At 42.8% G+C, this 26,137-nt stretch carries 23 protein-coding genes; 8 read left to right on the top strand and 15 right to left on the bottom strand.

Going from position 1 to position 26,137, the window contains the following annotated elements; all coding sequences use genetic code 11:
* Window positions 1-2 precede the first annotated feature (2 nt).
* The 3 genes from glmS to NXR94_RS14430 are packed head-to-tail and all read right to left on the bottom strand — an operon-like array spanning window position 3 to window position 4,014.
* Window positions 3-1,841 (bottom strand): glutamine--fructose-6-phosphate transaminase (isomerizing), encoded by a 1,839-nt coding sequence (gene glmS, locus NXR94_RS14440; RefSeq protein WP_258105370.1) that lies wholly within the window; start codon window positions 1,839-1,841, stop codon window positions 3-5.
* 15 nt (window positions 1,842-1,856) lie between these two features.
* Window positions 1,857-3,173 carry a hypothetical protein gene (locus tag NXR94_RS14435; RefSeq protein WP_258105369.1) on the bottom strand — a complete coding sequence of 439 codons (1,317 nt, stop codon included), beginning with the start codon at window positions 3,171-3,173 and terminating at the stop codon, window positions 1,857-1,859.
* Window positions 3,174-3,201: 28 nt separating this feature from the next.
* Window positions 3,202-4,014, bottom strand: a complete 813-nt coding sequence (locus NXR94_RS14430) for a glycogen/starch synthase (RefSeq protein ID WP_258105368.1) — start codon at window positions 4,012-4,014, stop codon at window positions 3,202-3,204.
* A gap of 110 nt (window positions 4,015-4,124) precedes the next feature.
* On the opposite strand from NXR94_RS14430, the gene panC reads away from it, so the two are divergent.
* The 6 genes from panC (at window position 4,125) to NXR94_RS14400 (ending at window position 9,407) form a co-directional block, all read left to right on the top strand.
* Window positions 4,125-4,979, top strand: a complete 855-nt coding sequence (gene panC / locus NXR94_RS14425) for a pantoate--beta-alanine ligase (protein WP_258105367.1) — start codon at window positions 4,125-4,127, stop codon at window positions 4,977-4,979.
* Window positions 4,980-4,986: 7 nt separating this feature from the next.
* Window positions 4,987-5,334, top strand: coding sequence for an aspartate 1-decarboxylase (gene panD / locus NXR94_RS14420; protein WP_258105366.1), 348 nt, complete (start codon window positions 4,987-4,989; stop codon window positions 5,332-5,334).
* Between the two features lie 7 nt (window positions 5,335-5,341).
* Entirely contained in the window at window positions 5,342-6,349 is a 1,008-nt protein-coding gene (locus tag NXR94_RS14415) for a lysylphosphatidylglycerol synthase transmembrane domain-containing protein (RefSeq protein WP_258105365.1), read from the top strand.
* A 78-nt stretch (window positions 6,350-6,427) separates the two neighbouring features.
* On the top strand, window positions 6,428-7,123 hold the full coding sequence (locus NXR94_RS14410; RefSeq protein ID WP_258105364.1) for a zinc metallopeptidase: 696 nt from the start codon (window positions 6,428-6,430) through the stop codon (window positions 7,121-7,123).
* Between the two features lie 96 nt (window positions 7,124-7,219).
* Window positions 7,220-8,359: an acyl-CoA dehydrogenase gene (locus NXR94_RS14405; protein ID WP_258105363.1), complete on the top strand. Its 1,140-nt coding sequence runs from the start codon at window positions 7,220-7,222 to the stop codon at window positions 8,357-8,359.
* A 124-nt stretch (window positions 8,360-8,483) separates the two neighbouring features.
* Window positions 8,484-9,407 (top strand): AraC family transcriptional regulator, encoded by a 924-nt coding sequence (locus NXR94_RS14400; RefSeq protein WP_258105362.1) that lies wholly within the window; start codon window positions 8,484-8,486, stop codon window positions 9,405-9,407.
* Here NXR94_RS14400 and NXR94_RS14395 read toward each other — a convergent pair.
* The 12 genes from NXR94_RS14395 to NXR94_RS14340 form a co-directional block, all read right to left on the bottom strand.
* Window positions 9,404-9,769 carry a hypothetical protein gene (locus tag NXR94_RS14395; protein WP_258105361.1) on the bottom strand — a complete coding sequence of 122 codons (366 nt, stop codon included), beginning with the start codon at window positions 9,767-9,769 and terminating at the stop codon, window positions 9,404-9,406. The two genes, NXR94_RS14400 and NXR94_RS14395, sit on opposite strands and share 4 nt — an antisense overlap.
* Window positions 9,762-10,106 carry a phage holin family protein gene (locus NXR94_RS14390; protein WP_258105360.1) on the bottom strand — a complete coding sequence of 115 codons (345 nt, stop codon included), beginning with the start codon at window positions 10,104-10,106 and terminating at the stop codon, window positions 9,762-9,764. The genes NXR94_RS14395 and NXR94_RS14390 overlap by 8 nt, the downstream gene beginning before the upstream one ends.
* Before the next feature lie 65 nt (window positions 10,107-10,171).
* Window positions 10,172-11,323, bottom strand: a complete 1,152-nt coding sequence (locus NXR94_RS14385; RefSeq protein ID WP_258105359.1) for a Na/Pi symporter — start codon at window positions 11,321-11,323, stop codon at window positions 10,172-10,174.
* A gap of 30 nt (window positions 11,324-11,353) precedes the next feature.
* Entirely contained in the window at window positions 11,354-13,075 is a 1,722-nt protein-coding gene (locus NXR94_RS14380; protein WP_258105358.1) for a Na/Pi cotransporter family protein, read from the bottom strand.
* Window positions 13,076-13,246: 171 nt separating this feature from the next.
* Window positions 13,247-14,443, bottom strand: a complete 1,197-nt coding sequence (locus tag NXR94_RS14375) for a M20 family metallopeptidase (protein WP_258105357.1) — start codon at window positions 14,441-14,443, stop codon at window positions 13,247-13,249.
* On the bottom strand, window positions 14,436-14,954 hold the full coding sequence (locus tag NXR94_RS14370) for an SPOR domain-containing protein (protein WP_258105356.1): 519 nt from the start codon (window positions 14,952-14,954) through the stop codon (window positions 14,436-14,438). Before NXR94_RS14370 ends, NXR94_RS14375 begins: the two co-directional genes overlap by 8 nt.
* Window positions 14,936-18,283: a preprotein translocase subunit SecA gene (gene secA, locus NXR94_RS14365; RefSeq protein WP_258105355.1), complete on the bottom strand. Its 3,348-nt coding sequence runs from the start codon at window positions 18,281-18,283 to the stop codon at window positions 14,936-14,938. Before secA ends, NXR94_RS14370 begins: the two co-directional genes overlap by 19 nt.
* A 38-nt stretch (window positions 18,284-18,321) precedes the next feature.
* Window positions 18,322-19,158: a diaminopimelate epimerase gene (dapF, locus tag NXR94_RS14360; protein ID WP_258105354.1), complete on the bottom strand. Its 837-nt coding sequence runs from the start codon at window positions 19,156-19,158 to the stop codon at window positions 18,322-18,324.
* A 90-nt stretch (window positions 19,159-19,248) separates the two neighbouring features.
* Entirely contained in the window at window positions 19,249-19,599 is a 351-nt protein-coding gene (gene rplS, locus NXR94_RS14355) for a 50S ribosomal protein L19 (protein WP_258105353.1), read from the bottom strand.
* A gap of 93 nt (window positions 19,600-19,692) precedes the next feature.
* Window positions 19,693-20,367 (bottom strand): tRNA (guanosine(37)-N1)-methyltransferase TrmD, encoded by a 675-nt coding sequence (gene trmD, locus NXR94_RS14350; RefSeq protein WP_258105352.1) that lies wholly within the window; start codon window positions 20,365-20,367, stop codon window positions 19,693-19,695.
* The gene (rimM, locus tag NXR94_RS14345; RefSeq protein ID WP_258105351.1) at window positions 20,364-20,894 is read right to left on the bottom strand and encodes a ribosome maturation factor RimM; all 531 of its coding nucleotides are present in this window, start codon (window positions 20,892-20,894) and stop codon (window positions 20,364-20,366) included. Before rimM ends, trmD begins: the two co-directional genes overlap by 4 nt.
* Before the next feature lie 9 nt (window positions 20,895-20,903).
* Window positions 20,904-21,554: a 30S ribosomal protein S16 gene (locus NXR94_RS14340; RefSeq protein WP_258105350.1), complete on the bottom strand. Its 651-nt coding sequence runs from the start codon at window positions 21,552-21,554 to the stop codon at window positions 20,904-20,906.
* 266 nt (window positions 21,555-21,820) lie between these two features.
* On the opposite strand from NXR94_RS14340, the gene NXR94_RS14335 reads away from it, so the two are divergent.
* Both NXR94_RS14335 and odhB read left to right on the top strand, forming a co-directional pair.
* A complete protein-coding gene (locus NXR94_RS14335; protein WP_258105349.1) occupies window positions 21,821-24,541 on the top strand; it encodes a 2-oxoglutarate dehydrogenase E1 component in 2,721 nt (906 codons plus the stop codon).
* A gap of 14 nt (window positions 24,542-24,555) precedes the next feature.
* Window positions 24,556-26,073 (top strand): 2-oxoglutarate dehydrogenase complex dihydrolipoyllysine-residue succinyltransferase, encoded by a 1,518-nt coding sequence (gene odhB / locus NXR94_RS14330; protein ID WP_258105348.1) that lies wholly within the window; start codon window positions 24,556-24,558, stop codon window positions 26,071-26,073.
* Window positions 26,074-26,137: the final 64 nt, after the last annotated feature.

Here is a 26,137-nt window from a genome sequence, read left to right as displayed (position 1 = left end):
ACCTATTCAACTGTAACAGACTTGGCAAGGTTTCGTGGTTGATCAACATTTGCCCCTCTCATCACAGCGATATGGTAAGAAAGAAGCTGAAGTGGCACAACTGATACCAATGGCATTAACGCCTCGTGAGTGGCTGGAACTTCGATAGTATAATCTGCCATACCAGGAATTAATACGTCTCCTTCCGTTACTACTGCAATCACTTTTCCTTTTCTCGATTTTACTTCCTGAATATTGGAAATGATCTTGTCATAAGAACTATCACGAGTAGCAATGAATACTACAGGCATATTTTCGTCAATCAAAGCGATCGGTCCGTGCTTCATCTCTGCGGCCGGGTAACCTTCAGCGTGTATATAGGAGATTTCTTTCAGTTTAAGTGCCCCTTCCAGTGCAACGGGGAAGTTGTAACCTCTACCTAGGTAAAGGAAATTGTGGGCATCCTTAAATGTTGCTGATATCTCTTTGATTTTGTCATTGAGCGTCAGAGCCTTAGCCACTTTAGCCGGGATATCATTTAATTCATTCAGTAGCTCCCTGAAGGTGCTGTCTGTGATGGTTCCTTTCAATAAAGCTGCTTTGATGGCCATCATGCTTAGCACGGTCAGCTGCGCCGTAAATGCTTTGGTGGATGCGACCCCGATTTCGGGTCCGGCATGGAGGTAGGCACCTTCATCCGTAACTCTGGAAATAGAGGACCCGACAGCATTGACAATTCCCAGAACAATAGCACCACGTCTCTGCGCGATCTCTATTGCTGCGAGGGTGTCTGCCGTTTCACCGGATTGAGAAATTGCGATGACAATTTCACCGGGTTTTACGATTGGGTTGCGATAGCGATACTCTGAGGCGTATTGAACCTCCACTGGTATCCTGCAAAATTCCTCAAAAATGTATTCAGCAACCAGTCCGGCGTGCCATGACGTACCACAGGCAATAAAGGTGATTTTTTCTGCCTGGATCAGGGCGTCAGTATACTTTTGGATTCCGCCAAGTATTAGTGTCTGTTCAGGCATTTTCAGGCGCCCTCTCATACAATCCGCTATGGATTTAGGCTGTTCGAAAATCTCCTTTAGCATGAAATGCTCGTATCCTCCTTTCTCAATTTCATCCAGGGCAATGTCTATCTCATGGATTTTAGGAGTGAGCGGGATGTCTTTCAAATCCGTTATCTCCAGGCTGTCACTTTTGATAATGGCCACTTCCTCATCATTGAGGTAAATAACGTTATTGGTGTACTCTACTATAGGTGTAGCATCAGAGGCGACAAAATACTCACCCTTACCAACCCCAATTACCATAGGGCTTCCCTTGCGAGCAGCAATCAAGGTGTCAGGCTCTTCCTTTGAAAGAATGACAATGGCATAGGCGCCAACAACCCGACTAAGAGCAAGGCGTACAGCATCCTCCAGGTTTAGATCATTAGAGGTTTTAACGTCTTGTAGGAAAGTGGCGAAAACCTCAGTATCTGTATCACTTTTAAAGGAGTATCCTTTTTTTTGAAGCTCCGTTTTTAGGGAGCGGTAATTTTCAATGATCCCATTATGAATCACCGCCAGGCTTTGATCAGCTGAATAATGAGGGTGAGCATTTACGTCATTGGGTTCACCATGAGTGGCCCAGCGAGTATGCCCGATCCCAATGGAGCTTTTGAAGGATTGAGCACTTAGTTCAGTCTCGAGCTCAGCAACTTTACCTTTCTTCTTATGAACCTGAAGCTCATCGTTTTCGATTAATGCAATTCCGGTACTATCGTAGCCCCGATACTCAAGTCTCTTGAGACCCTTGATCAGTATTGGCTCCGCTTTTTGTTTTCCCAGATAGGCAACAATTCCACACATAAGTCGAAGTCTGAATTATTTGAGTTTGGTATAGAATACTCTCAATTTAATATCAGATTTTGGAAAGCTACTATACCCTACCTCATGAATATTGACATTGGTTATGGCCAGCTTGGCACTAATGTAATCGGTGTCTGATAATTTTTGATCCAGAAGCACCTGACTGAATAGGGTTATTTCATTGGCGTACTGTAGATCATCCTCCGAATAAGTACCTGTTAGCAAGGAGGCTGAACCAGTAGAGCCGGTTAAGTATCCGCTGTTATTCAGCACCGCATGAGCTCCTGAAGCCCCTGAAATTCCCAGGGCTCCCTGTGCATCGATTTTGTTCATTTCGTCCGCAAACAAATACCTGATTTGGGAGACTGGCGGAATAAATTCACTTAACTCATTATTCTTAATGGTTACTTCCGCTTTGTTGATGATGATGTTTTCTGATGAGTCCAGGAAGTCCAGATAAGGTTGTAAATCCACCAACGGGTAAAGCCCCGCAGCAGCATTCAGTTTAACAGTGGTTTCTGGTTGATCGTAGACATCGTAACTCTCTGTCAGGGTTGCATATTTGCTTCCGGTCCTATCTCTGATGACTTGAGAATAATTTTTTTCCTGCAGACTGAATTTATAGTAGTATTTGTTAATACCAGTCGAGTCTTGCATTTCAACAAAAAGGCCTACGGTGTCCAATGTCATGTCAAAAGTGAGCAGAGCTTCATTGTCATCTCCGGGTTCAAAAACCAAGGCTGGGTAATAATATTTCCTGTTATTCAATGAATCGAGGTAATCAGGGTCACTACTCGTAGCCAGTTCCAACTTTGTGAAAAGGGAATTGGCTAATTCTGTGCTAAGGTCAATCTCCGTCAATGAATCGCTGTAAATATCCAAAAGCTCTGATACAGAACCAATTGGATTGGTGCCGTCAAATGGTGTTGGTGTATTGGCCAGATAAGTGACTGAACTAAAAAGGGTGTCCTTGGCTTCGTAGATAGTAAAATCATTACGAGGAATATCCGATGCCAGTAAAGCTTTGGAATATTTAACACGGACAAAGGCCCTGACTAATTCCAGAGAATCATCCGGCAAGGTGCCGCCATCTGGTTGGTATTTCACAAATGAACGGGCACGAACACTCCCGAAGGTAGAATCGTTTTTGATCCTACCCAGTAAAAGAGCCCTCGCATTATCCGTGAGCAAACTATCAATGAGCATAGTCAGGGATGGGAGCGTGAATTCTATAAACTTGAGTTCAGTTTTTGAATTTTGCTCATCCAATTCCACTCCGAGTTCGTTCGGGTCATTGCAAGCAAAAAAAAACGGGATTAACGCAAGAAGCATTAATCCCGGTTTATATGAGTTTTTAAGTTTAGCCAACAAGGTCGTTGTAAAGGTTGAAGTAAGATTCTTCAGCATCATCTCCATTCTGAATGGTGTCAATTTTGATTTTATTTGAAATGTCGGCGATAACTTTCTTGAAACTGTCAGAGGATTCTTCGTCTGCGTTGATTACAGCATCAGCAAATTCAACACCGATCTTAATAAATCCTTCGTAATCAGCAGTTTTAAGCGGGTGAAGCATACTGTCGTCGATATCGATCATCTTCACCTTGTCCAACAAATCGTCGCCAAATTTATGACTAAATCTATTATTGTGAATAGTAAATACAGTTTTTGAATCCTTGAAAATCGGATCGTTTTTATAAGTACTCTGTACGTACAATGGAATCAAACTTGTCATCCAGTCATTACAGTGAATGATGTCAGGAGACCATCCCAGTTTTTTCACTGTCTCTAAAACGCCCTTGCAGAAAAATATTGCTCGCTCGTCATTGTCTTCATAAAAATTATCTTCCTTATCGAAGAAAACGGATTTTCTGTGGAAGTAATCTTCATTATCAATAAAGTAAACCTGCAGCTTAGCATTAGGAATAGATGCTACTTTAATGATGAGCGGTTTTTCCTCATCCCCAATAGAGATGTTGATACCAGACAAACGAACTACTTCGTGTAGTCTGTTCTTTCTTTCGTTAATTAATCCAAATCTTGGAACTAAAATCCTAATTTCCATACCTCGCTCCTGCATGGCTTGAGGGAGCCTTCTCACGAAATCAGCGACCTCAGTTGTCTTCAAAAAAGGATTGATTTCGCTCGCTACGTAAAGGATTCTTAAATTTGACATAGATTTATTGCTATTTTGTTGAGGATACTCGAAAATGAGCTCAAAATTACCATATTTTTGCTATATAATCAACATTTTCAGCCAGTTAGAAATCATTAACTCTATGCTTGATGCAGGTAGTTAGCTCACCCCGACTCATTTACCGTACTATACAAAAACTGCGTTTACAGGGTAAAACAATAGGTTTTGTGGCTACAATGGGTGCATTGCACAATGGTCATTTGAGCCTGATCAGGCGTAGTAAAGTAGACAATGATTTTACGGTGGTAAGTGTCTTTGTCAATCCGTTACAGTTTAATAATCCAGACGATTATTTGAAATATCCCCGAGTGATTGAGGAGGATATTGCCTTTCTAAAACGGCATGCAGTTGATTTCTTATATGCACCATCTGAAGAGGATATGTACCCTGAAGAGCCCAAGATCAATCTTACTTTTGGATCCATGACGGCAACCATGGAGGGAGCCTTTAGACCGGGCCATTTCGAAGGGGTGGGCTTGGTAGTGAATAAGTTGCTCAATCAGGTGAGTCCTGATCGCTCCTATTTCGGCTTAAAAGATCTTCAGCAGTTTTTGATCATTAGGAGAATGGTAACTGACCTGTCTATACCTGTTGAGATCATTGGTCTGCCAATTGTAAGAGAGGAATCTGGTTTGGCCATGTCGTCCAGAAACAGAAGGTTGAGCCAAACGGGGCTCAAAATTGCAGATCATTTATTTCAGGGCCTGAAAATGGTCAAGAGGGGTATTGAACAAGGGAGAGAAGGACAGGAATTGAAAGATGAGGCAATGGAGTATTATTCAGGAATTGACGGTCTGAAGATGGAATACCTTGAGATCGTTAATGCACACGATCTTACTTCAATAAACGGTAAACTGAAGGACGTGTCGGAACTGGCAGTATGTGTGGCTGGTTATGTAGAGGGTATAAGACTCATTGATAACCTATATTTGCGGCAAGATTGATACAGGAATGTTTATAGAAGTACTAAAATCCAAGATACATCGAGTAAAAATCACCCAGGCAGAACTTCATTATGTAGGTTCTATTTCCATAGATGAGGATCTCATGGATGCTGCCAATATTGTGGAAAATGAAAAGGTGCAGATCGTTAACATTAATAATGGGGAGCGATTAGAAACGTATGTAATTAAAGGTGAGAGAGGATCTGGTCAAATATGCCTCAATGGACCTGCAGCCAGAAAAGCGCAGGTAGGTGATGTTATCATCGTTATTTCCTATTGCTCTATTGATGCGGCTGAAGCCAAAGCGCACAAACCTGTTCTTATTTTTCCTTCGGAAAATAACAAACTCTCTTAATTGACACATGGTCAAAAGAGCTGCATCCATCCTCAAGTATAGTTTGTCTTTAGTGCTCGCCGGAGCCCTGATGTATTTCGCTTTTCGAAATGTACATTTTGGTGATTTCATGGAAAAGGCAAAGTCCGTTGAGTACGCCTGGGTCATCGGTTCCATCATCTTATCAATTGTGGCCTATTATGCAAGGGCTTACCGATGGAACATCCTCATTAGGCCAATGGGGTATCAAAAGCTCTCCATCCACAGAACAACTGTGGCTATTTTGGTGGGGTACCTGGCTAATCTGGCCCTTCCGCGTTTGGGGGAAATTACACGATGCGGAATGCTTAAAAGGAGCGACGACGTACCGGTTTCTACCTCCTTGGGTACAGTAATTAGCGAACGATTAATAGATGTCCTTACATTATTAATGCTTATTCTTTTCACTCTGGCGATTGAACATGAAAAGCTGGTGAGCTTCTTAGAGGATCTTTTTACCTCTTTTGTTGATTTGGAAGGACTTTGGTGGAAACTGTCGATCGCGGGAGTCGTCTTACTGGTACTGATTGGGGTTGGGTATGTGTTAATAAGAAGAGCGGGACCAAAAATCAGTCAATTTGTGCGAGAACTGGTCGAAGGAATTATCTCGCTGAGGAAAATAGACAATTGGCTTGGGTTTGTGCTTTCTACCCTGGTTTTATGGGTAGCTTATTATTATATGTCATACATCATTGTGTTTGCGCTGGAAGAAACCTCTCACCTGGATTGGGCTGTTGGAGTGATGCTGCTGGTGACGGGTGGTATTGCACTGGCTATTCCCGTCCAGGGAGGATTTGGCACTTATCATACCCTCGTCAGTGTCATGTTGTCATTATATGGCATAGAAATGACTACTGGCGTTTTTCTTGCTACACTGCTACATACCTCGCAGGTTGTGGCAATTGCCTTGTTCGGATCGATTGGTGTTTTGATTTCCATTTTTATGAATAAATCCAGGAAAAAGGAACATCAGGAGAATGAAAGAGCAACACTGTAAAGGGAATTTCGTAATTCTCGATACTTTTATCATTGAGTTTGCGCGTCATTCTAAATTGAAAACTTACTCAGAAGGAATATGCTGTTTGTTATTATTATAACATTTATGATAGCCAGTCTCATAGTGAGCACAAGGCTAAAGAATAAGTTCAAAAAATATTCTCAGACCCGGTTGTCTTCAGGACTGTCAGGTCGTGAAATAGCAGAACTAATGCTGGCGGATCATGGTATCCGGGATGTGAATGTGACTTGTGTTCCAGGAAAACTCACAGATCATTACAATCCGGCCAACAAGACGGTCAATCTCTCTCCGGAGGTATACGAGGGAAGAAATGCTGCAGCCGCAGCTGTTGCTGCTCACGAATGTGGCCATGCAGTACAGCATGCTACAGCGTACACCTTTTTAGAGTTTCGCTCCGCAATGGTACCGGTACAAAATGTCAGTGCGAGCATCATCAATGTCGTATTCATGATGATGTTTTTTGGGGCGTGGCTTTTGCCATCTGTGATCCCTTTCCAATTGGCAATATTGGTGATCATCGCTTGTTATTCTGTGTTTACACTTTTTGCTTTTGTGACTTTACCGGTTGAATTTGATGCTAGTAAACGGGCGCTGGCCTGGGTGCAGGACCGGAACATAGTAACTCAGGATGAACATAAAATGGCGAAAGATGCTCTGGACACTGCAGCTAAGACTTATGTTATTGCTGCACTTAGTGCCCTGGCTACATTGCTCTATTATGTGATGATTTATCTGGGTGGTAGTAGAGATTAAAAAAATAAGGCCTATCATGCGATGGGCTTTTTTTATACCTATATAGTATGCATGCAGAGTAAAATTTGTAAATTGATTGGCTAACAAATACCCGAAATGGACTTTCAACTATCTGAAGAGCATTTGGCTGTCCGCGAAGCCGCGAGAAATTTTGCGCAGCAAGAACTCCTTCCCGAAGTGATAGATCGTGACCGTGAGCAACGCTTTCCCGCAGAGCAAATTAAGATGATGGGGGAACTTGGTTTCATGGGGATGATGGTCGATCCTAAGTATGGAGGAGGAGGGATGGACACGATCTCTTATGTGCTGGCCATGGAAGAGATTTCCAAGGTAGATGCCTCAGCTTCCGTATGTATGTCGGTCAATAACTCCTTGGTTTGTTGGGGAATCGAACATTTTGGTACGGAGGAGCAAAAGGACAGGTACCTGAAACCTCTGGCTAAAGGGGAAATTATTGGAGCGTTTTGTCTTTCTGAGCCGGAGGCGGGTTCGGATGCTACTTCGCAACGAACCACAGCGATAGACAAGGGAGACCATTACCTTTTAAACGGGACAAAAAACTGGATCACCAACGGAAAATCTGCTTCTGTCTATATGGTAATGGCCCAGACTAATCCTGAGCTCAAGCATAAAGGAATTAATTGTCTGATCGTAGAAAGAGGTCAGGAAGGATTTGAAATAGGGAAAAAAGAAGATAAATTAGGGATAAGGGGTTCTGATACCCATTCTCTGATGTTTTCGGGTGTCAAGGTTCCAAAGGAAAATAGGGTAGGTGAAGAAGGCTTTGGATTTCAGTTCGCTATGAAAACGCTGAATGGGGGTAGGATTGGAATTGCTTCACAGGCTCTGGGAATAGCTTCTGGCTCACTAGAACTTAGTTTGAAGTATGCAAAGGAAAGAAAAACATTTGGTGTAGAAATAGCGAAACATCAGGCGATCCAATTTAAGCTGGCTGAAATGGCTACTAAAGTGGAGGCAGCCAGGTTATTATGCCTTAAGGCGGCCTATTTGAAAGACAAGGGCGAGGACTATGCGGAAGCAAGTGCCATAGCAAAATTGTACGCATCGGAAGTAGCTATGCACAATTCAGTGGAGGCGGTTCAGATACATGGGGGCTATGGTTATGTCAAGGAATATCACGTGGAGCGTCTAATGCGGGATGCTAAGATCACACAGATCTATGAAGGAACTTCAGAGATTCAAAAAATGGTTATCGCTCGTAGTATATTGAAATAGTATAAATATTGTAGTGGCATAACAAGAGGTAATATCTTGTTAATCCATGGGATAAATATTAGATTTGTACAATTATTTCTGAAAAGAAACATCATTAATCCATAATTAATCATATCGCCGGCCCGTGGAAGATTATAATAAAATCATAGAATCGTTATCAATTCGATTTGTAAAAGCTAGAAATATTAACATTTTGGAGCCTGTCACGGTTGAAAACAACTATGATATTGAAAATACGCTTTTCATTGTCAATAAGGGCTCTATTAGGTTCGGGAAGGAAAAAGAGGAGATTTTCAAGGATGATATATTGTTTGTACCGGGAGGAAAGCAGGTTTCTATCAGCTACGGATCTAATGATGGTGACTATTTATCGAAAGATGCATTTTTAAGCACACGGGAAAAATATTTCGAATCTTTTGCCCTCAACAACGGCAATGGCGAGATGGAGGAAACTTACAGTTATGTTTCTTTCGAAGCCAAAGCCTTTGATTCAGTCAATTTCTTTGCTTCTCTTGATATTCCGGCTTTTAAGATAGGGAAGAACAGTCGAATAGCTGAGCTTATTCGAGGGGTTAATGGAGAGGTGACTTCCAATGCACCGGGTAAGGACCGCATCGTGAAGCTGATGACGGAAGAGCTGGTCATTGAACTGATCAGGTTTATTTTGAAGCAGGGGATGTTTGTGGAGCAGTTTGCTACCAATAGCTCCTATTTTAAAGACCCTAGATTGATAGATATCTTCACGTTCATTAAGGAGAACCTTAGTAGTGACCTGTCAAATAAAGTGCTTGCCAATGTGGCCAATGTCTCTGAGGATTATGTCGGCCAATATTTCAAAATGCTCACAGGAATCAATCCGCAGGATTACATAGAGTATCAGCGAATGGAAGAAGCTGTGAAGCTACTACGTACCTCTAAGAAAAGTATTCGTGAAATTGGTAAAGATGTAGGGTATAAGGATACTGCTTACTTCTGCCGTAGATTCAAAATGATGTTCGGCATCCCGGCAGGTAAGATGCGTAGGAGGGAAACCCTTATCCAGGTTTAACCCTTGTTCTTTTTCCCTTTCGATTCGGTTTTCATTGATTGACCCAACTGATGACCTAAATAAGCCAGAAGGGCGCTTAGGATTCTTTCAGTAATCAAAGTTTTTAGCACTGTTCTTTTGGGAGGTTTTTTAACCTTGACATTTACAGGATCGGCAGCAATTTCAGGCTTTAACCTGGAGAAACTTTTATAAATCAGGTAAAAGATCAGGAAGGCTCCGCCGGTGGCGAGAGAAATAAATAATATGGCTTTTGCCCGACCCTCAAATAAATTAGATACGTCTTCAAGTTCTTTCTTAAGTGCTTCTTCTCGCTCGCTTAATTCTTGTCTTTTCCGGGTCCAAAGTTTGGCGTGTTTACTCATCGGACATGTTTTCGCTTAGGTTTATGAAAAAGGTTTCCATCCATTTTTGTATTCTATTGGTCTTCAGCAACAGCACAATCACAATCAGCAGCAGTAAATAGAACCCTGTGAGGATGAGATAGCCCAGATAGGTGCTTTCCATCACTTCATTTAGATAGGCACCTAAAGTGATTGACCCGAAGATGAAGAAGAAAAAACCGATTAATCCGACGAGTAAAAAGGCAACGAAATGGGCAAGAAGCTTTGAAACCTGAGCAATAATATCAAGTTTCAATTTTTCACCTTTAGCCTGTATATAGCCGGAAATTTTGTCCAACAAATTATTGATCAACGACATGCCTGCTAGTTTGTTTGGAATCTAAATTAGGCAATTAGCCTTAGCGATAGAACAGTTTAGAGGAATTATTGTTTTTTGTCTTCAGCTAGCTCAATCTGAGGATTTTTTACGGTCAGGGCATTTTTCTTCGTGCTAAAGTAAATGAGCGTAAAGGGAAGCAAAAAGAAGATGATGATGATGTAGGCAAAACCAGCAATTCTGTATCGTAGTGTAAGTGATCCAAGCTTTTTTGCAAGGAAGGTTGGTATGGACGACAAATAAGGGATGGCCAGGAATAGGAGTACACCAATGGCATTGAATAGAAAATGGGCGAAGGCCAGACTGATCGCCGATTCGCTTTTGAATATGGCAGCCAATAATGCAGTGATGGTAGTACCTAAATTGGCTCCTAGTACGAACTGAAAGGCTCTTTTCAATTTCACTTTATTAGTTGCGACTAAGGGCACAATTAGCGAGGTAGTAAGAGAGCTGCTTTGGATAATCGAGGTCAACAATATTCCCCAACCAAATGATCGAAATGTATTATTGAAAACGACCATTTTGAACTGATCCTGTGTCTCTCCAACCATTTTCGTGTAAAGAATGGAGGAGATAGCCTTTACAGTACCAAACAATAGAATGATAGCAAGGACGACTGAAACAAAGGGTCCAATCAGCCCGACTAATTTCTCCAATAACGAGCTTATAAAAGACAAACCAAACAAGTAGGTTGTTAGTCCTTTTCCACTCTGATTAACGGATATCAAGCTTGTCATTTGTTGACTGAGCTGGGTTAGAAAGCCGTATTTTATTTCCAGTGGAAATAAAATCAATGCAACAAGGATATTGAAAATATCATGGGAGACACCGGCACTTAATGCTTTTTTAAACTCTGCAGCCTTGGTAATATAACTCATGGATACAATCGTGCTCGTGAGGGTGGTCCCGATATTTGCACCCATGACTATAGGGATGGCATTAGGCAGTGTGAGAGATCCCGAGGCAACGGCTGCTACAGCCAGAGAGGTAGTGGTCGATGAGCTTTGTAGAATAGCGGTAGTAAGCAGACCTATGAACAGCCCAATGTATGGGTTTGCTGTGGCCAGGTTGATGGTAGAGATGATGTCCTTACCTAAATAGCTAAAGGAAACACCCAATAACTGAATTGAGACAAAAAAGGCCACAATAATCCCAATAAGGATTAGAATCTGACCGTATGTCGTTTTTGTCGTAGTCATGGGTTAATTAATAGCTTTTGAGGCTAATGCCTATTGTGCTAAATCCTGTGTTTCACGAAGATCTCTTTCAGACTCTCCGGTGATAGCTTCGGTGACGTTGATCACGTGATCACCAATTTTTTCCAGTCCCTGGAAGATGTCTTTGTAGAGTGAGCCCATAGGGATGACATATTTTTTATCCTCCATCTGTTTCAGCAAATCCTTCCTAAGTTTGTTTTTTAGGTCATTGATTTTTGTCTCAAGGACCATCGCTTCATCCATACTGACAGAAGAATAATTGTCCCCCAGATTGCCGGCCATAACGCTGAGACTTTTTTTAACGAGGTTGACCATTTCGGATAGGTTCTTCTCCTGTTTATTGGTGAAACCTACTTCGCTGTCATACCTGCTTTCAAAGTCTTTGGAAATTTGATAGAATACATCCCCAACTCTTTCGAGGTCGTTGATAATACTTAGTAAACTCACCAGGCGAGTAGAACTGGCAGCACTCAAAGTGTTATCCGGTAATTTGAGCAGGTACTTATAAATCTCCTCCTCAAACTGATCTGAAAGCTCTTCGTATTTGCGTATTTTCTTAAGAAGTTTTTTCTGCTTCTTGGCCTTGTTTTCCGATAGTAAGTCCTCTAGAAAAGTGGCCATCTTTTCCATCTTCTTACCAAAAAGTGCTGTTTCTTTCCTTGCTTCTTCAATGGAAAGCTCCGCTGTACTCATGAATCCGGTACCAATGTATTCTAATCTGAACTCCTCATCATCTCCCTTCGGCTTCACTGCCTTTGAAACTATTTGAGCAATAAATGGAACAAACCAGATCAAAAGGAAAGTGTTGGTGATATTAAATGAGGTGTGGAACAATGATAACGCAATCGGAATAGCCGTGGGATCCGTGTAAGGAGAAACCCCCTGAGAGGTTGTGAGGTAATGGTTGATTACACCGAGCACAGGATAGATCAATAGGCTGATCCATATCACCCCAAATACATTAAATATAAAATGGGCGAACGCTGCCCTTTTGGCATGAACATTTCCTACAATGGCCGCCAGGTTGGCCGTAATTGTGGTCCCAATATTTTCTCCAAGGACCATTGCTGCTGCCAGTTCAAAGGGAATCCATCCATTATTGGCCATTACCAGCGTAAGTGCCATAGCGGCACTTGAGGATTGAACAACAATAGTTATCAAGGTGCCAATACCCACAAACATCAATATCGACAAATAACCGAGGTTAGTATATCTAGAAAGGAAAGAAAGAAGTTCAGGGTTGGACTTGAGATCCGGAACCGCATCTTTAAGAAAGGCAAGTCCCATAAAAAGCAATGCAAATCCAATTAGCACCTCACCCCATGATTTGACTTTGTCGCGGTTGAAAAATAATAATGGGAATCCAAGTGCAATGATTGGTAAGGCGTAACTGGAAATTTTCACCTTGAAACCAATAATTGATATGAGCCATGCGGTGATTGTCGTACCAATGTTGGCACCCATGATCACACCTATAGATTCGGTAAGTGATAGCAGTCCGGCGTTCACAAAGCTCACAACCAAAACAGTCGTGGCACTGGATGACTGAACCAAACTCGTAATGATGAATCCTGTAACGACCCCTTTGAATCGGTTTGAAGTCATAGAGCTTAGGATCTCTCTCATTTTTGAGCCCGCCACCTTTTGTATGGACTCACTCATGATTTTCATACCGTAGATAAAAAAGGCAAGCGATCCTAAGAGATTAAGCGCCTCAATTACACCGAAGTTCATATAGAATTTATTTAGGTAGTAGATGCCTGAACAGGCGTAAAATTAGGATGCCGAGATTAAGACATTGTTATGGAATTGGTAATGTTCAATCAATTTATCCATAACACTGCGGTAATATATTAAATCCCTATCATGTATAAAACTGAGAGTGGGTCAGTATGAAGCTCTTATTTACGCTTTATTCAGCTCGCTAACCGCCAGCCAGCTCATCAATCCCATTCCCGTTTTGAGGGCATCTTCATCAATATCAAAAGTAGGGGTATGCACTCCTGATACGATGCCACGTGACTCATTTCTTGTGCCGAGTCGGTAGAAGCAAGCGTCAACATGGTGTGAATAGAAGGCAAAATCTTCTCCGGCAAGCCACAAGTCGATCTCCTCGACCTTGTCATCTCCAAGGTATTCTTTTGCCCTGTCCATATTGAACTGGGTGTATTCAGGGTGGTTTTTTAGGTGAGGATATCCTTTGTGGACATCAAATTCACATGATCCGCCCATTGCTTTGGCAATGCCTTGCGCCATCTCAGCCATAATTTCGTGGGCCTCTGCACGCCATTCTTCGTCGTAAGTTCTGAAGGTACCCTTTACCTTCACTTCTTCCGGAATGACATTGGTTGCACCATTGGCATGAACATCTCCAAAAGACAGCACACACGGTATTTTCGGGCTTGACCTCCTGCTCACCACCTGCTGTAAGGCTACAATAATGTGACTGGTAATCAACACCGGATCAATGAGTGTTTCCGGCATCGCAGCGTGTCCTCCTTTACCTTTTACGGTGAAATAAATTTCATCCGCACTGGCCATATACATCCCTTTACGGAACCCAACTTTACCTGAGTCAATGAAAGGCATAACATGCTGTCCCAAAATTCTTTCCGGCTTAGGGTTTTCAAGAATGCCTTCTTTGATCATCAAGGAGGCACCTCCCGGAAGTTTCTCTTCCCCAGGTTGAAAAATGAATTTTATTTTCCCTTTGAATTGATCTTTTAAATTGGATAAGATGTGCGCAGCACCAAGCAATGAGGCCGTGTGCACATCATGCCCGCAGGCATGCATGACGCCCTCATTTTTTGATTTGTAATCAACGTCATTGGCTTCCAGGATAGGCAAGGCATCGATGTCAGCTCTCAAAGCAATGACTTTACCGTTGTCCTCACTTCCATCCAGTATGAAAGTGATGCCCGTATCGGCCATTCTTTCATAATTAGTAATGCCAAGTTTCTGAAGTTCGGTTTCAATGAAATTGGCAGTGTTATGCTCCTGAAAGGAAAGCTCAGGATTGGCATGCAGATGTCTTCTTATGTCAAGAACAGACGAAAAATGCTCTTCGGATAAGCTCTTTATCCTGGCGATAAGATCACTCATAATTTATTTTGATTCTTTCAGGGATTAGCAAAGCCCTTGGGAAATATTCTTTCAGACTTTCATATACCATATGTGCCTCCAAACGGCTGGTATACTTACCGACACGTACTTTGTATGTTGGTTGATAATAGGAAATGACGGGTTTTAGGTCTTCATCAATCGTTTCGGCCAGCGTTTTTGTTTCATCTGCCTTATTTCGATCATTTCCTGTATACAGTTGGATGGTGTAACCGTCCACAAAATAACCTGCCTTGTTTCGTTCAATCATCTTTTGATTGACAGAGTCAAGCTCGGTTTTGAAGGTTGAGTTAATCGAACCGGTCACATTGTTTTCAGCCGCGTTAATAGTATTAGATGGTTTTTCATCTTCTGCTATCGATAGCTCTGGTCGCAGGTAGGTCAGGTCTTCGCTGTAGGCACTGGTGCTTCCACTGGAAGTCTGCGAGCCCTTGCAGCCAATCATCAACAGAGGTAAAACAATGAGTGGTATGATTAATCTATAAGTATGCATTTGTTGTTCTTAAGGTCATCTTCTACCGTCTTATACTTAACGTCCTTCTTCACTGAACCGTCCTGATACTGAACATTGACGCGGGCATTTCTGCTGGCCACTTTTTGAGACTGTGCAGGAGCTACTTTTTCAACTGGTCCTCTGTTTGTGTTCACTCGAGAAGCTAACGCTGATGCAGATTCCTCTTTTGACTCCTTATAATCCCTTTCAGATCTTTGTTGTCTGGCTTCCTGAACTTCAGCAGCATCCTGAACAGGTATCTGTGCCTTCATCAGGAAAGAGATGCATTCCTCATTCACCTTACCAATGAAAGATTTGAACATTTCAAAACCTTCAAACTTATAGATGATCAATGGGTCCTTTTGTTCGTAAACGGCATTTTGAACGGATTGCTTCAGGTCATCCATATCCCTCAAATGTTCCTTCCACATCATATCAATGATGGAGAGGGTAATCATTTTTTCCATGGCCCTGATCATCTCATGACCCTCGGAGGTAATGGATTTGTCTAATGGTGCAGAAACCCCAATTTGCTTCTTACCATCGGTGAATGGAACGAGCACATTCTCAATCGTTGCTCCTTTTGTTCTCTGAATTTGGTTCAGAATTGGTAAAGCCTTATCAATAATGGACTGGTTTTTTCTGTGGTAAACCGCAAATGCCTCATCATAGAGCTTTTGAACCAGATCTGTATCTCCGATTTTTTGGAATTCATCAGCCTCGATATGGAAGTCCATGCCCAGCACGCTAATGGTGTTCAACTTAAGACTATCAAGGTCAGAAGCAGCTTTGGCATTCAACACAAGATCTTCACATGTTTCGAAAAGCATGTTCATGATGTCGAGCTCCAGACGCTCACCATAAAGGGCGTTTCTTCTTCGTTTGTAGATTACCTCCCTTTGGGAATTCATCACATCATCATACTCGAGGAGCCTCTTTCTGATGGCAAAGTTGTTTTCTTCAACTTTTTTCTGCGCTCGCTCGATGGACTTCGTGATCATACTATGTTGGATCACTTCACCTTCCTGTAATCCCAATCGGTCCATGATTTTAGCTACACGATCGGAACCGAAAAGTCTCATCAGGTTGTCCTCCAGAGAGACAAAGAACTGAGATGATCCTGGGTCACCCTGACGTCCTGAACGACCTCTCAACTGACGATCTACACGACGTGACTCGTGTCTTTCCGTACCGATGATCGCCAAACCGCCGGCTGCTTTAGATTCCGGGGTCAATTTGATATCTGTACCACGACCGGCCATGTTGGTTGCGATGGTCACAGTTCCGGGTTTACCAGCCTCAGCTACTACTTCAGCTTCCCTGGCGTGTTGCTTCGCATTTAGGACCTGGTGCTGGATGTTTTTCATCTGCAGCATGCGGCTCAGTACCTCGGAGATTTCCACTGAGGTAGTACCTACAAGGATAGGCCTGTTTTGATTCCTCATTTCCACAATCTCATCTACTACCGCATTGAATTTCTCCCTTACGGTCTTGTAGACATAGTCTTCTCGGTCATCACGCTGAATCGGTCTGTTCGTAGGGATTACGACAACATCCAATTCGTAGATATCCCAAAACTCACCTGCCTCGGTCTCTGCCGTACCAGTCATACCGGCAAGCTTATGGTACATTCTAAAGTAGTTCTGCAAGGTGATAGTAGCATAGGTCTGTGTGGCATCCTCGACCTTCACATTTTCTTTAGCCTCTATGGCCTGGTGCAAACCATCTGAATAACGACGGCCTTCCATCACACGGCCGGTTTGCTCATCAACGATTTTAACTTTACCGTCTACAACGATGTACTCAGTGTCTTTTTCATACAGACAGTAAGCGCGAAGCAACTGGTTGACACTGTGAATTCTTTGAGCTTTGACTGAATAGTCTTGAATGACCTCTTCCTTCTGCTTCAGTTTTTCAACTTCCGGAGCTTCGGCTTCTTCCAGTTTAGCAATTTCCACTCCGATGTCTGGTAGGATGAAGAAAGACGGATCTTCGCCAGAACCGGTGATCAGGTCAATTCCATTTTCAGTCAGGTCGATGCTGTTGTGCTTTTCATCAATGGTGAAGAAAAGTGGCGCATCAGCCTCAGGCATCATTTTTTGATTGTCCTGCAGGTAAAAGTTCTCTGTTTTTTGAAGAATGGCCCTTACACCGGTCTCACTTAAGAATTTAATCAGCGGCTTGTGCTTTGGAAGGCCTCTGTAAGCTCGGAACAACGGAAGCCCAGCTTCTGCCTCGTTACCTTCTTTGATCAGCTTTTTGGCCTGAACCAGGTAGTCCGCAACAATTTTTTTCTGTGCTTCTACCAGCTTAAAGATACGTGGTCTGAGGTCGTAGAATTCATGCTCATCACCTTTAGGGATCGGTCCTGATATGATTAATGGTGTACGGGCGTCATCAATCAAAACTGAGTCCACCTCATCCACCATTGCAAAGTGATGCTTCTTTTGAACCAGCTCCTGGGGGTTGCGGGTCATGTTATCCCGCAGGTAGTCAAAACCAAATTCGTTATTGGTACCGTAAGTGATGTCCGCTTCGTAGGCCTGACGTCTTTCTGTAGAGTTTGGTTTGTACTTGTCTATGCAATCAATCTTCAGGCCATGGAATTCAAATAAAGGTGCATTCCATTCTGAGTCTCTTTTGGAAAGGTAATCGTTCACCGTTACCACGTGAACGCCACGTTCTGCGAGGGCATTCAAATAAGCAGGAAGTGTGGCGACGAGTGTTTTTCCCTCACCAGTGGCCATCTCTGCAATCTTACCCTGGTGAAGGACAACACCACCGATAAGCTGCACGTCGTAATGAACCATATTCCATTCTACTTCGGTTCCGGCCGCAATCCATTTGTTATGCCAGATGGCAGTTTCACCTACGATCTCCACGTTGGATTTTTTCGCTGCCATCTCCTTGTCGTGAAGCGTGGCCGAAACTTCCAGTTTTTCATTCTCAGCAAGTCTTCGTGCAGTCTCCTTTACCACGGCAAAGGCCTGAGGTAATATGTTGAGAAGCGTTTTCTCAAGTTCCTCGTCACGATCAGCTTCTAGCTTGTCAATTTTGGAGAAGATTTCCTCTTTCTCATGGATACCCATGGTAGGATTTTCCTCTATTTCCTTGTGATAGGCTGATAATTGATCATCTATAGACTTGAGCTCAGTTTTGATGATCTCTTTTAATTCCGTAGTCCGGTTTCTGAGCTTATCATCGCTGATACCGGTTAATTTTTGATATTCTGCGTTGATTTTCTCAACGTAGGGACTGATTTCTTTTAAGTCTTTTTCGGTTTTGGTTCCGAAAATTTTAGCTAGTCCTTTTGATACAACATCAAACATCTATCTTCTTCTTAATTGCTGTTTAAATCTAAATCCAATCAAATAGTATCCAAAGTGATCCTTCCTTCAAATACTTTCTTTGCCGGCCCCGCCAGGTAAATGTTGTCGAAGGTCTGGTCGTCTTTTTTATTGAAAGAGACCGACAATTCCCCTCCCTGAGCATGAATTTGTACCGGGCTTTCGTATCCCAGAAAACTGGATGCCAAAGCACAGGCCGTCACGCCGGTTCCGCAAGATAACGTTTCGTTTTCTACTCCCCGCTCATATGTCCTTACTTTGATTCCATCTCCTGCTTTTTCCACAAAATTCACATTAGTGCCGGCTGGGGCATAGTTGTCGCTATAGCGTATTTTTTGTCCTTCAGCGATGATATCGATTCCCATCACATCATCGACAAATACCATGTGATGCGGTGATCCTGTATTGATAAACCAATCTTCACCCAATTGATTCGTTCCCATGACATCGTGCAGGTGGAAGTGAACAATCTCCCCGTCGAAATAAGCGTCGTGAACACCATCCGTCGTTTCAAACGAAGTGCTATCACCAATGATTCCTAAGGCTTTGGCAAATGCAATAGCGCATCGACTACCATTTCCACAGAGGCTTTCGCTTCCGTCAGGATTATAGTAAACCATTTTGAAATCCAGGTCTGGGTGATTTTGGATCAGGATGACACCATCTGCTCCCACACCCATTTTTCTATCGCATAAAAATGAGATGACTTTTTTGTTTCCCAGAGGGAAGTTTCCTGACCGGTCATCGATCATGACGAAGTCATTGCCGGTGCCTTGATACTTATGAAATTGAATGGTCACGTGCTCAAAATTTTTCTGGTTTGGAACAAAAACCGTACGAATCGAAGTAAGACTCAAATATCTGCCAATTAGTCAGCAATTGGAAAATGAGCGCATAAAAAAAGCCATCCTACAGAGATGGCTTTTGAATATTTTATGAGCTGATGATCAAAGTTTTTCTTTGATTCTTGCCGCTTTACCTTTTCTTCCTCTCAAGTAGAATAGTCTGGCTCTTCTAACTTTACCTTTTCTTAGGACTTCTACCTTTTCAATGTTTGGAGACATTACAGGGAAGATCCTTTCTACACCAACGCCACTAGACACTTTTCTTACAGTAAAAGTTTCACCAGTAGATCCACCATTTCTGATTTGCATCACGGTACCCTGGAATTGCTGAATTCTTTCCTTGTTACCTTCTTTGATTTTATAATGAACGTTAACAGTGTCACCAGGGCCGAATTCTGGCAGGTTTCTAGCCGTCAACAAATCTTCTTCAACAAATTTTAATAAATCGCTCATGTCTTGACTCGTTTAGAGTGTTTTCCAAAAAGGAGTGCAAATATAGAAAATAGTAATTAAAAGTTATATTGATAATGCAAAACTATTTTCAAATTATTTCAGCAGGTCAGGTCGTCTTTCCTCGGTCCTTTTCACGGCCTGATCATGCCGCCATTTTTCGATGTTCGCTTCGTGTCCGGAAGTCAGCACATCCGGCACATTCCAACCTTTGTAATTGGCTGGGCGGGTGTATACCGGAGGGGCCAATAAATTATCCTGAAAAGAATCAGTGAGTGCTGAAGATTCATCATTTAAGACACCGGGAACCAATCTGATGAGTGCATCTGCAAGAACCATAGCTGCGAGCTCTCCGCCTGAGAGAACATAATCTCCGATACTGATTTCCTTTGTGATCAGGTAATCCCGCACTCTTTGATCTACACCTTTATAATGCCCGCACAACATAATAAGGTTTTGGTTGAGGGAAAGTTGGTTAGCTATGCCCTGGTTGAGAGTCTCGCCATCCGGAGTGAGGTAGATCACTTCATCATAATTTCTTTCAGCCTTTAATGCACTAATGCATTTATCAATAGGCTCAACCATTAGTACCATTCCTGCGCCACCTCCGAAAGCATAGTCGTCGACATTCTTATGCTTTAGCGTCGAATAGTCTCGCAGGTTATGAATGACAATTTCCACGAGACTTTTGTGTTGAGCTCTTTTAACAATGCTTTGATTGATTGGCCCATCAAATAGTTCAGGCAAACATGTGATGATGTCTATTCTCATGGCTCGTCACTCAAATAGATGTCCAGGAGTCCTTCTGGTAGAATGGCATAAATTTTCCTTTCCGTAAGATCTACCCGTTGCACGATTTCGTCTTCTAAAGGAATAAGAACTTCCTGCCCCTGATGATCTACGGATAATAAATTATTCCCGGTAAGTTCAATGACGTTTTGAACGGTTCCCAGGAGATGATCCTGATCATAGATCGGTAGGCCCACCAGTTCATGATAATAGTATTGACCGTCCAGTAATTTGGGTAGGTTGTCAAGTGTTAGGTATAAGGGACAACCGGTAAGTGTAGCTGCCTCGTCACGACTCTCGATGTCCTCAATGGCCAGATAGGCCTTATCGCCTCTGATGGCGAGGGATTCAATAAAAAAAGGAACCAGCTTGCCGTTGAGGTCAACGAAAACTGATTCCAATTCTTGATATTGTGTGGGGTCATCCACATCCAAATGAGCGACTAGCTCACCGGCCAGACCATGTGTCTTGAGAATTTTACCCAGAAGGTAGCACTCGTCAAAACCCATGATAGTGGATTATTCCGCTTTTGCTTCTTCGCTATCGTCAGATGCAGCTTCTTCTGCAGGAGCTTCTTCCGCGGTAGGAGCCTCTTCTTCTGATGCTTTAGCTTCAACTTCGCCAGCAGCCTCTTCGCCTTCTTCTGCCAATGCAGTTTCAGCTTCATCAGCATTTGCCTCAGCTACTTCAGCAGCCAGTGCAGCTTCTTCTTCTTTCTTTTTAGCAAGTTGAGCATCAATTCTAGCCTGGTTAACTTTAGTTTCAGCTTCAAGAGTGGCTTTTGCCTTATCTGCTTTTGCTTTTGCTAACTTGTCTACTTTACCCTGGATTTGAGCTTCTTTACCAGCTACCCAGTCCTGGTATTTTTTATCAGCTTCTTCCTGAGTGATAGCTCCTTTGTTTACACCAACCTGAAGGTGCTTCTTGAAAAGGATTCCTTTGTAAGAAAGGATAGCTCTTGCAGTATCTGTAGGCTGAGCTCCATTCATTACCCAGTTCAATGCTCTATCTTCACTTAGAGTGATAGATGCAGGGTCTGTGTTTGGGTTATAAGAACCCAGTTTCTCAATAAATCTACCATCTCGTGGTGATCTTGAGTCAGCTACTACGATGTCGTAGATAGCTTGTCTTTTGCGTCCTCGACGCGCTAGTCTGATTTTTACAGGCATAATTTGTTTTGTTTATGGAACACGTCCATTCAAAATTTTACTTTAAAAGGAGCGCAAAGATAAGTAAATAAACCTAAAAACAATAGGGGCTGTATTTAATGTTAATAGGCTGTTTTTCTGTGATTTATTGGTGGTGATGAACATGAAGCTTTTAAAGCACAATTTATACAGAATTCGCATATTCGCTTACACGGTTTTCAAATGTAAAACTATGTGCATACCTTTGAACCCTCAAACAATGAGACCCGAATGTCCCACATATCAAAATGGATAAATTTTCATACATAGCTAATGCTGATGTAAGCTCTATAGAAGCGCTTTATCAGTCATTCAAAGAAAACCCCGAAAGTGTCGATCCTTCCTGGCAGAAATTTTTTGAGGGTTTTGAGTTTTCACAGGTTCATGGCAATGGCGGTCCTGTTGCAGCTGATCAGGTCGTTGTAGGTTCAAAGGAAATATCTGTTCGAAACTTGATCTATGCTCACAGATCAAGAGCTCATTTGAAATCAGATACCAACCCGGTTAGACAAAGAAGACAGCACGTTGTGCGGTTGGAGCTTTCTAATTTCGGTCTGTCAGAGGCTGACCTTGAAGATGAGTTCGAGATCGGAACTGAGATCGGACTAGGAAAAGCTAAACTCAAGGACATCCTTAAGCGACTGGAAGATGTTTACCTGGGACATATAGGGTATGAGTATAACCACCTGAGGAATTCAGATATTTTCGAATGGATGAAAACCAAAGTGGAATTAGAAGGTGTTGATGTCATGCCTCCAACGGTTGAGAAAAAACGAATTCTTACTAAGCTGAATGAGGCTGTGGTATTCGAAAACTTCCTTCATACGAAGTTTTTGGGACAAAAGCGATTTTCACTTGAAGGTGGAGAAAGCACCATTCCGGCCCTGGATAAAATTATTAATAAGTCTGCAGAGCTCGGTGCCGAGGAGGTTATCATTGGTATGGCTCACCGTGGAAGACTTAATGTGCTCACGAATATCATGGGTAAAACCTATGATGAGGTGTTTGCTGAATTTGAGGGTAACGCAGAGCTTGATTTGACGATGGGAGATGGTGATGTTAAGTATCACCTGGGTTACTCCAGTTATATCCAAACACCATCAGGTAGAAAGATATATGTGAAGCTGGCACCAAACCCGTCACACCTTGAGGCGGTGGATCCGGTTGTTTTGGGTTATACCAGAGCGCAAATTGATGATGAATATCGTGGTGATGCCTCTAAAGCTATTCCAATCCTGATCCATGGAGACGCGGCAGTCGCCGGTCAGGGTATTGTTTACGAATGTATCCAAATGTCCATGCTTCATGGTTACAGAACAGGAGGAACCATTCACTTTGTCATCAACAACCAGGTAGGGTTTACCACTGACTACGATGATGCGAGATCAAGTATCTATTGTACAGACCTTGCAAAAATTGTCGATGCACCGGTACTCCATGTTAATGGTGATGATGCAGAAGCAATCAACTTTGCGGTGGGTCTTGCGGTGGAGTACAGACAAAAATTCCACAAGGATTTCTTCATTGACCTGCTTTGTTACAGAAGACACGGACACAATGAAAGTGATGAACCAAAATTCACACAGCCGAAGCTCTATAATGTGATTGCCAAGCATCCAAACCCTCGTGAGATCTATGTGAAGAAACTGATCGAAAGAGGTGATGTCAGCGACTCTGAAGCGACCAAGCTGGATAAAGAATTTAAAAAGCTCCTTCAGGATCGACTGGATGAAGTAAAGCAAAAACCACTTCCATATAAACCTCAGAAAATTGAGGAGGAATGGCATTTCCTACGTAGATCGAAAAAAGAGGACTTTGATCAATCCCCGGAAACGGGAATTTCTGATGAAGTTCTGGGTAAGGTATCGAATGCTTTGATGAGTATTCCTAAGGGCTTCAAACCTTTGAGACAGATTGAAAAACTGTTGAAAGAACGTAAAGCCAACTTTACAGAAAAGAAAATACTTACATGGGCTGACGCTGAATTGCTTGCTTATGGTTCAATACTGGCGGAGGGTAAAATCGTGAGGATGTCCGGACAGGACGTGAAAAGGGGAACCTTCTCTCACAGACATGCGGTATTATTCGATAGTAATACGAATGAGCCATACAGTAATCTTGATCATATCCAGGAAAAGCAGGAGCCGTTCAGAATTTTCAACTCTCTGCTTTCTGAGTATGGTGTATTGGGCTTTGAATATGGTTATGCCATGGCGACGCCAAATGCATTAGTGCTGTGGGAAGCGCAATTCGGAGACTTCTCTAATGGTGCTCAGGTAATGATCGATCAGTTCATTACCTCTGCCGAAACCAAATGGCAAAGAATGAATGGTTTGGTGATGTTGCTGCCTCATGGATATGAGGGGCAGGGTCCGGAGCACTCAAGTGCCAGAATGGAGCGTTATCTACAGATGACCGCTCAGGAAAATATGGTTGTTGCGGACATTACAACACCGGCTAACCTCTTCCACTTGTTAAGACGACAAGTTACCTGGGAATTCAGAAAGCCATGTGTGGTATTCTCACCTAAGTCATTGCTTCGTCACCCAAAAGTGGTCTCGCCACTTGAGGATTTCACTAAAGGGTCGTTCCAGGAGGTAATTGGAGATGATTACGTGACCAATAAGGAGGTGAAAAAGGTGCTACTATGTACGGGTAAGATTTACTTTGACTTGTTGGAAGAGCAACAAAAACAGAAAAGAAAAGATGTGGCAGTAGTACGTCTTGAGCAGTTATATCCTTTCCCTAAAGTTCAGTTGAACAAGATTTTGAAGAAATACTCCAACCCTAAATTGGTATGGGTACAGGAAGAGCCTGAAAACATGGGAGCTAAGGGCTTCATGATCAGGGTTTCGGGACTTGATCTTGAGTATATCTCCAGAAAGGAATCTGCTTCTCCGGCGACAGGTTATGCCAAAGTGCATAAGGATGAGCAATCAGGAATAGTTAAAAAAGCATTTGAAATTTAATTGACAACAATATCATGAGCCTAGAAATAAAAGTACCTACAGTAGGTGAATCTATATCAGAGGTTACGATCGCTCAATGGGCAAAAGCAGATGGTGATTATGTAGAGATGGATGAGGTGATCTGTGAGTTGGAATCAGATAAAGCGACATTTGAAGTAACAGCCGAAGCTGCTGGTGTGCTTCATATTAAAGCGCAGGAGGGTGATACACTTGAAATTGGTGGATTGCTATGCGAAATAGATGAGTCTCAAGCGAAGGAAGCTCCTGCTCCTAAGAAAGAAGCTCCAAAAGAGTCCAAGGCAACCGGAGAAGTCATTGAGATGAACGTTCCGGCTGTTGGAGAGTCCATCAATGAGGTGACAATCTCAGCATGGCAAAAGGCTGATGGAGACACTGTGGAACTTGATGAGGTGATCGCTGAGATTGAATCCGATAAGGCAACATTCGATCTGACTGCAGAAGCAGGGGGTGTTCTAAGAATTATTGCTCAAGAAGGAGATACCCTGGAAATCGGTGCACCGCTTTGTAAGATTGAAGTTGCTGAGGGAGCTTCATCTGCTGCAAATGAATCAGCGCCAGCCGCAGCATCGAGTGCTCCGACGGCTTCAAGCGATTCTTATGCCGCTGGTCATGCTTCCCCGGCAGCAGCCAAGATTCTCAGTGAGAGAGGTCTATCTCCCGCTGATGTGAATGGAACAGGCAAGGACGGACGTATCACGAAAGAAGATGCGCTGAAAGCTGAAAAGGCAGCTCCGGCAACAAAACCTGCGGCGTCACCGGCTCCTGAGAAGAAACCTGAGATAGCCCCACCAGTAATTAGCTCTGGCGCTACTCGTGAGCAAAGACGTGAAAAAATGTCTTCCCTTCGTAAAACTGTATCGAAGAGACTAGTTTCTGTGAAGAACGAAACAGCCATGCTGACCACTTTCAATGAGGTGAACATGGCACCGATCATGGAGCTCAGAAAAAAATACAAAGAGCAGTTCAAGGAGAAATATGAAGTAGGTCTGGGCTTTATGTCTTTCTTCACGAAGGCTTGTACCATGGCACTTCAGGAGTGGCCTGCGGTTAATGCCATGATCGATGGCGATCAGATCATATACAGTGACTACTGCGATGTTTCGATAGCAGTATCTGCTCCAAAAGGGCTGGTGGTTCCGGTAATTCGAAATGCTGAATCGCTGAATTTCAATCAGATCGAAAAGGAAGTTGTGAGACTTGCGATGAAAGCTCGTGATAATAAGTTGAGCATCGAAGAAATGCAAGGTGGTACGTTCACTATCACGAATGGTGGGGTGTTCGGTTCAATGATGTCAACACCTATCATCAATGCGCCACAGTCTGCGATTCTCGGAATGCACAATATCGTTGAGCGACCGGTAGCAGAAAATGGTCAGGTGGTGATCAGGCCGATGATGTATGTTGCGTTGTCTTATGATCATAGAATTATCGATGGACGTGAGTCTGTGAGCTTCCTGGTGAGAGTTAAGCAACTATTGGAAGATCCGACTCGCCTTTTGCTTGGAGTATAAAGTATTTGGTACGTTAGTACAAAGTACATAGATGCACAAGTATAAGAATCTGGAGGTATGGAAA

This window comes from Marinoscillum sp. MHG1-6 (assembly GCF_024714475.1).
Lineage (GTDB): Bacteria > Bacteroidota > Bacteroidia > Cytophagales > Cyclobacteriaceae > JAMZMI01.
The sequence above is the reverse complement of the archived record's forward strand: the minus strand, read 5'-3'. Positions and strand labels throughout refer to the sequence as shown.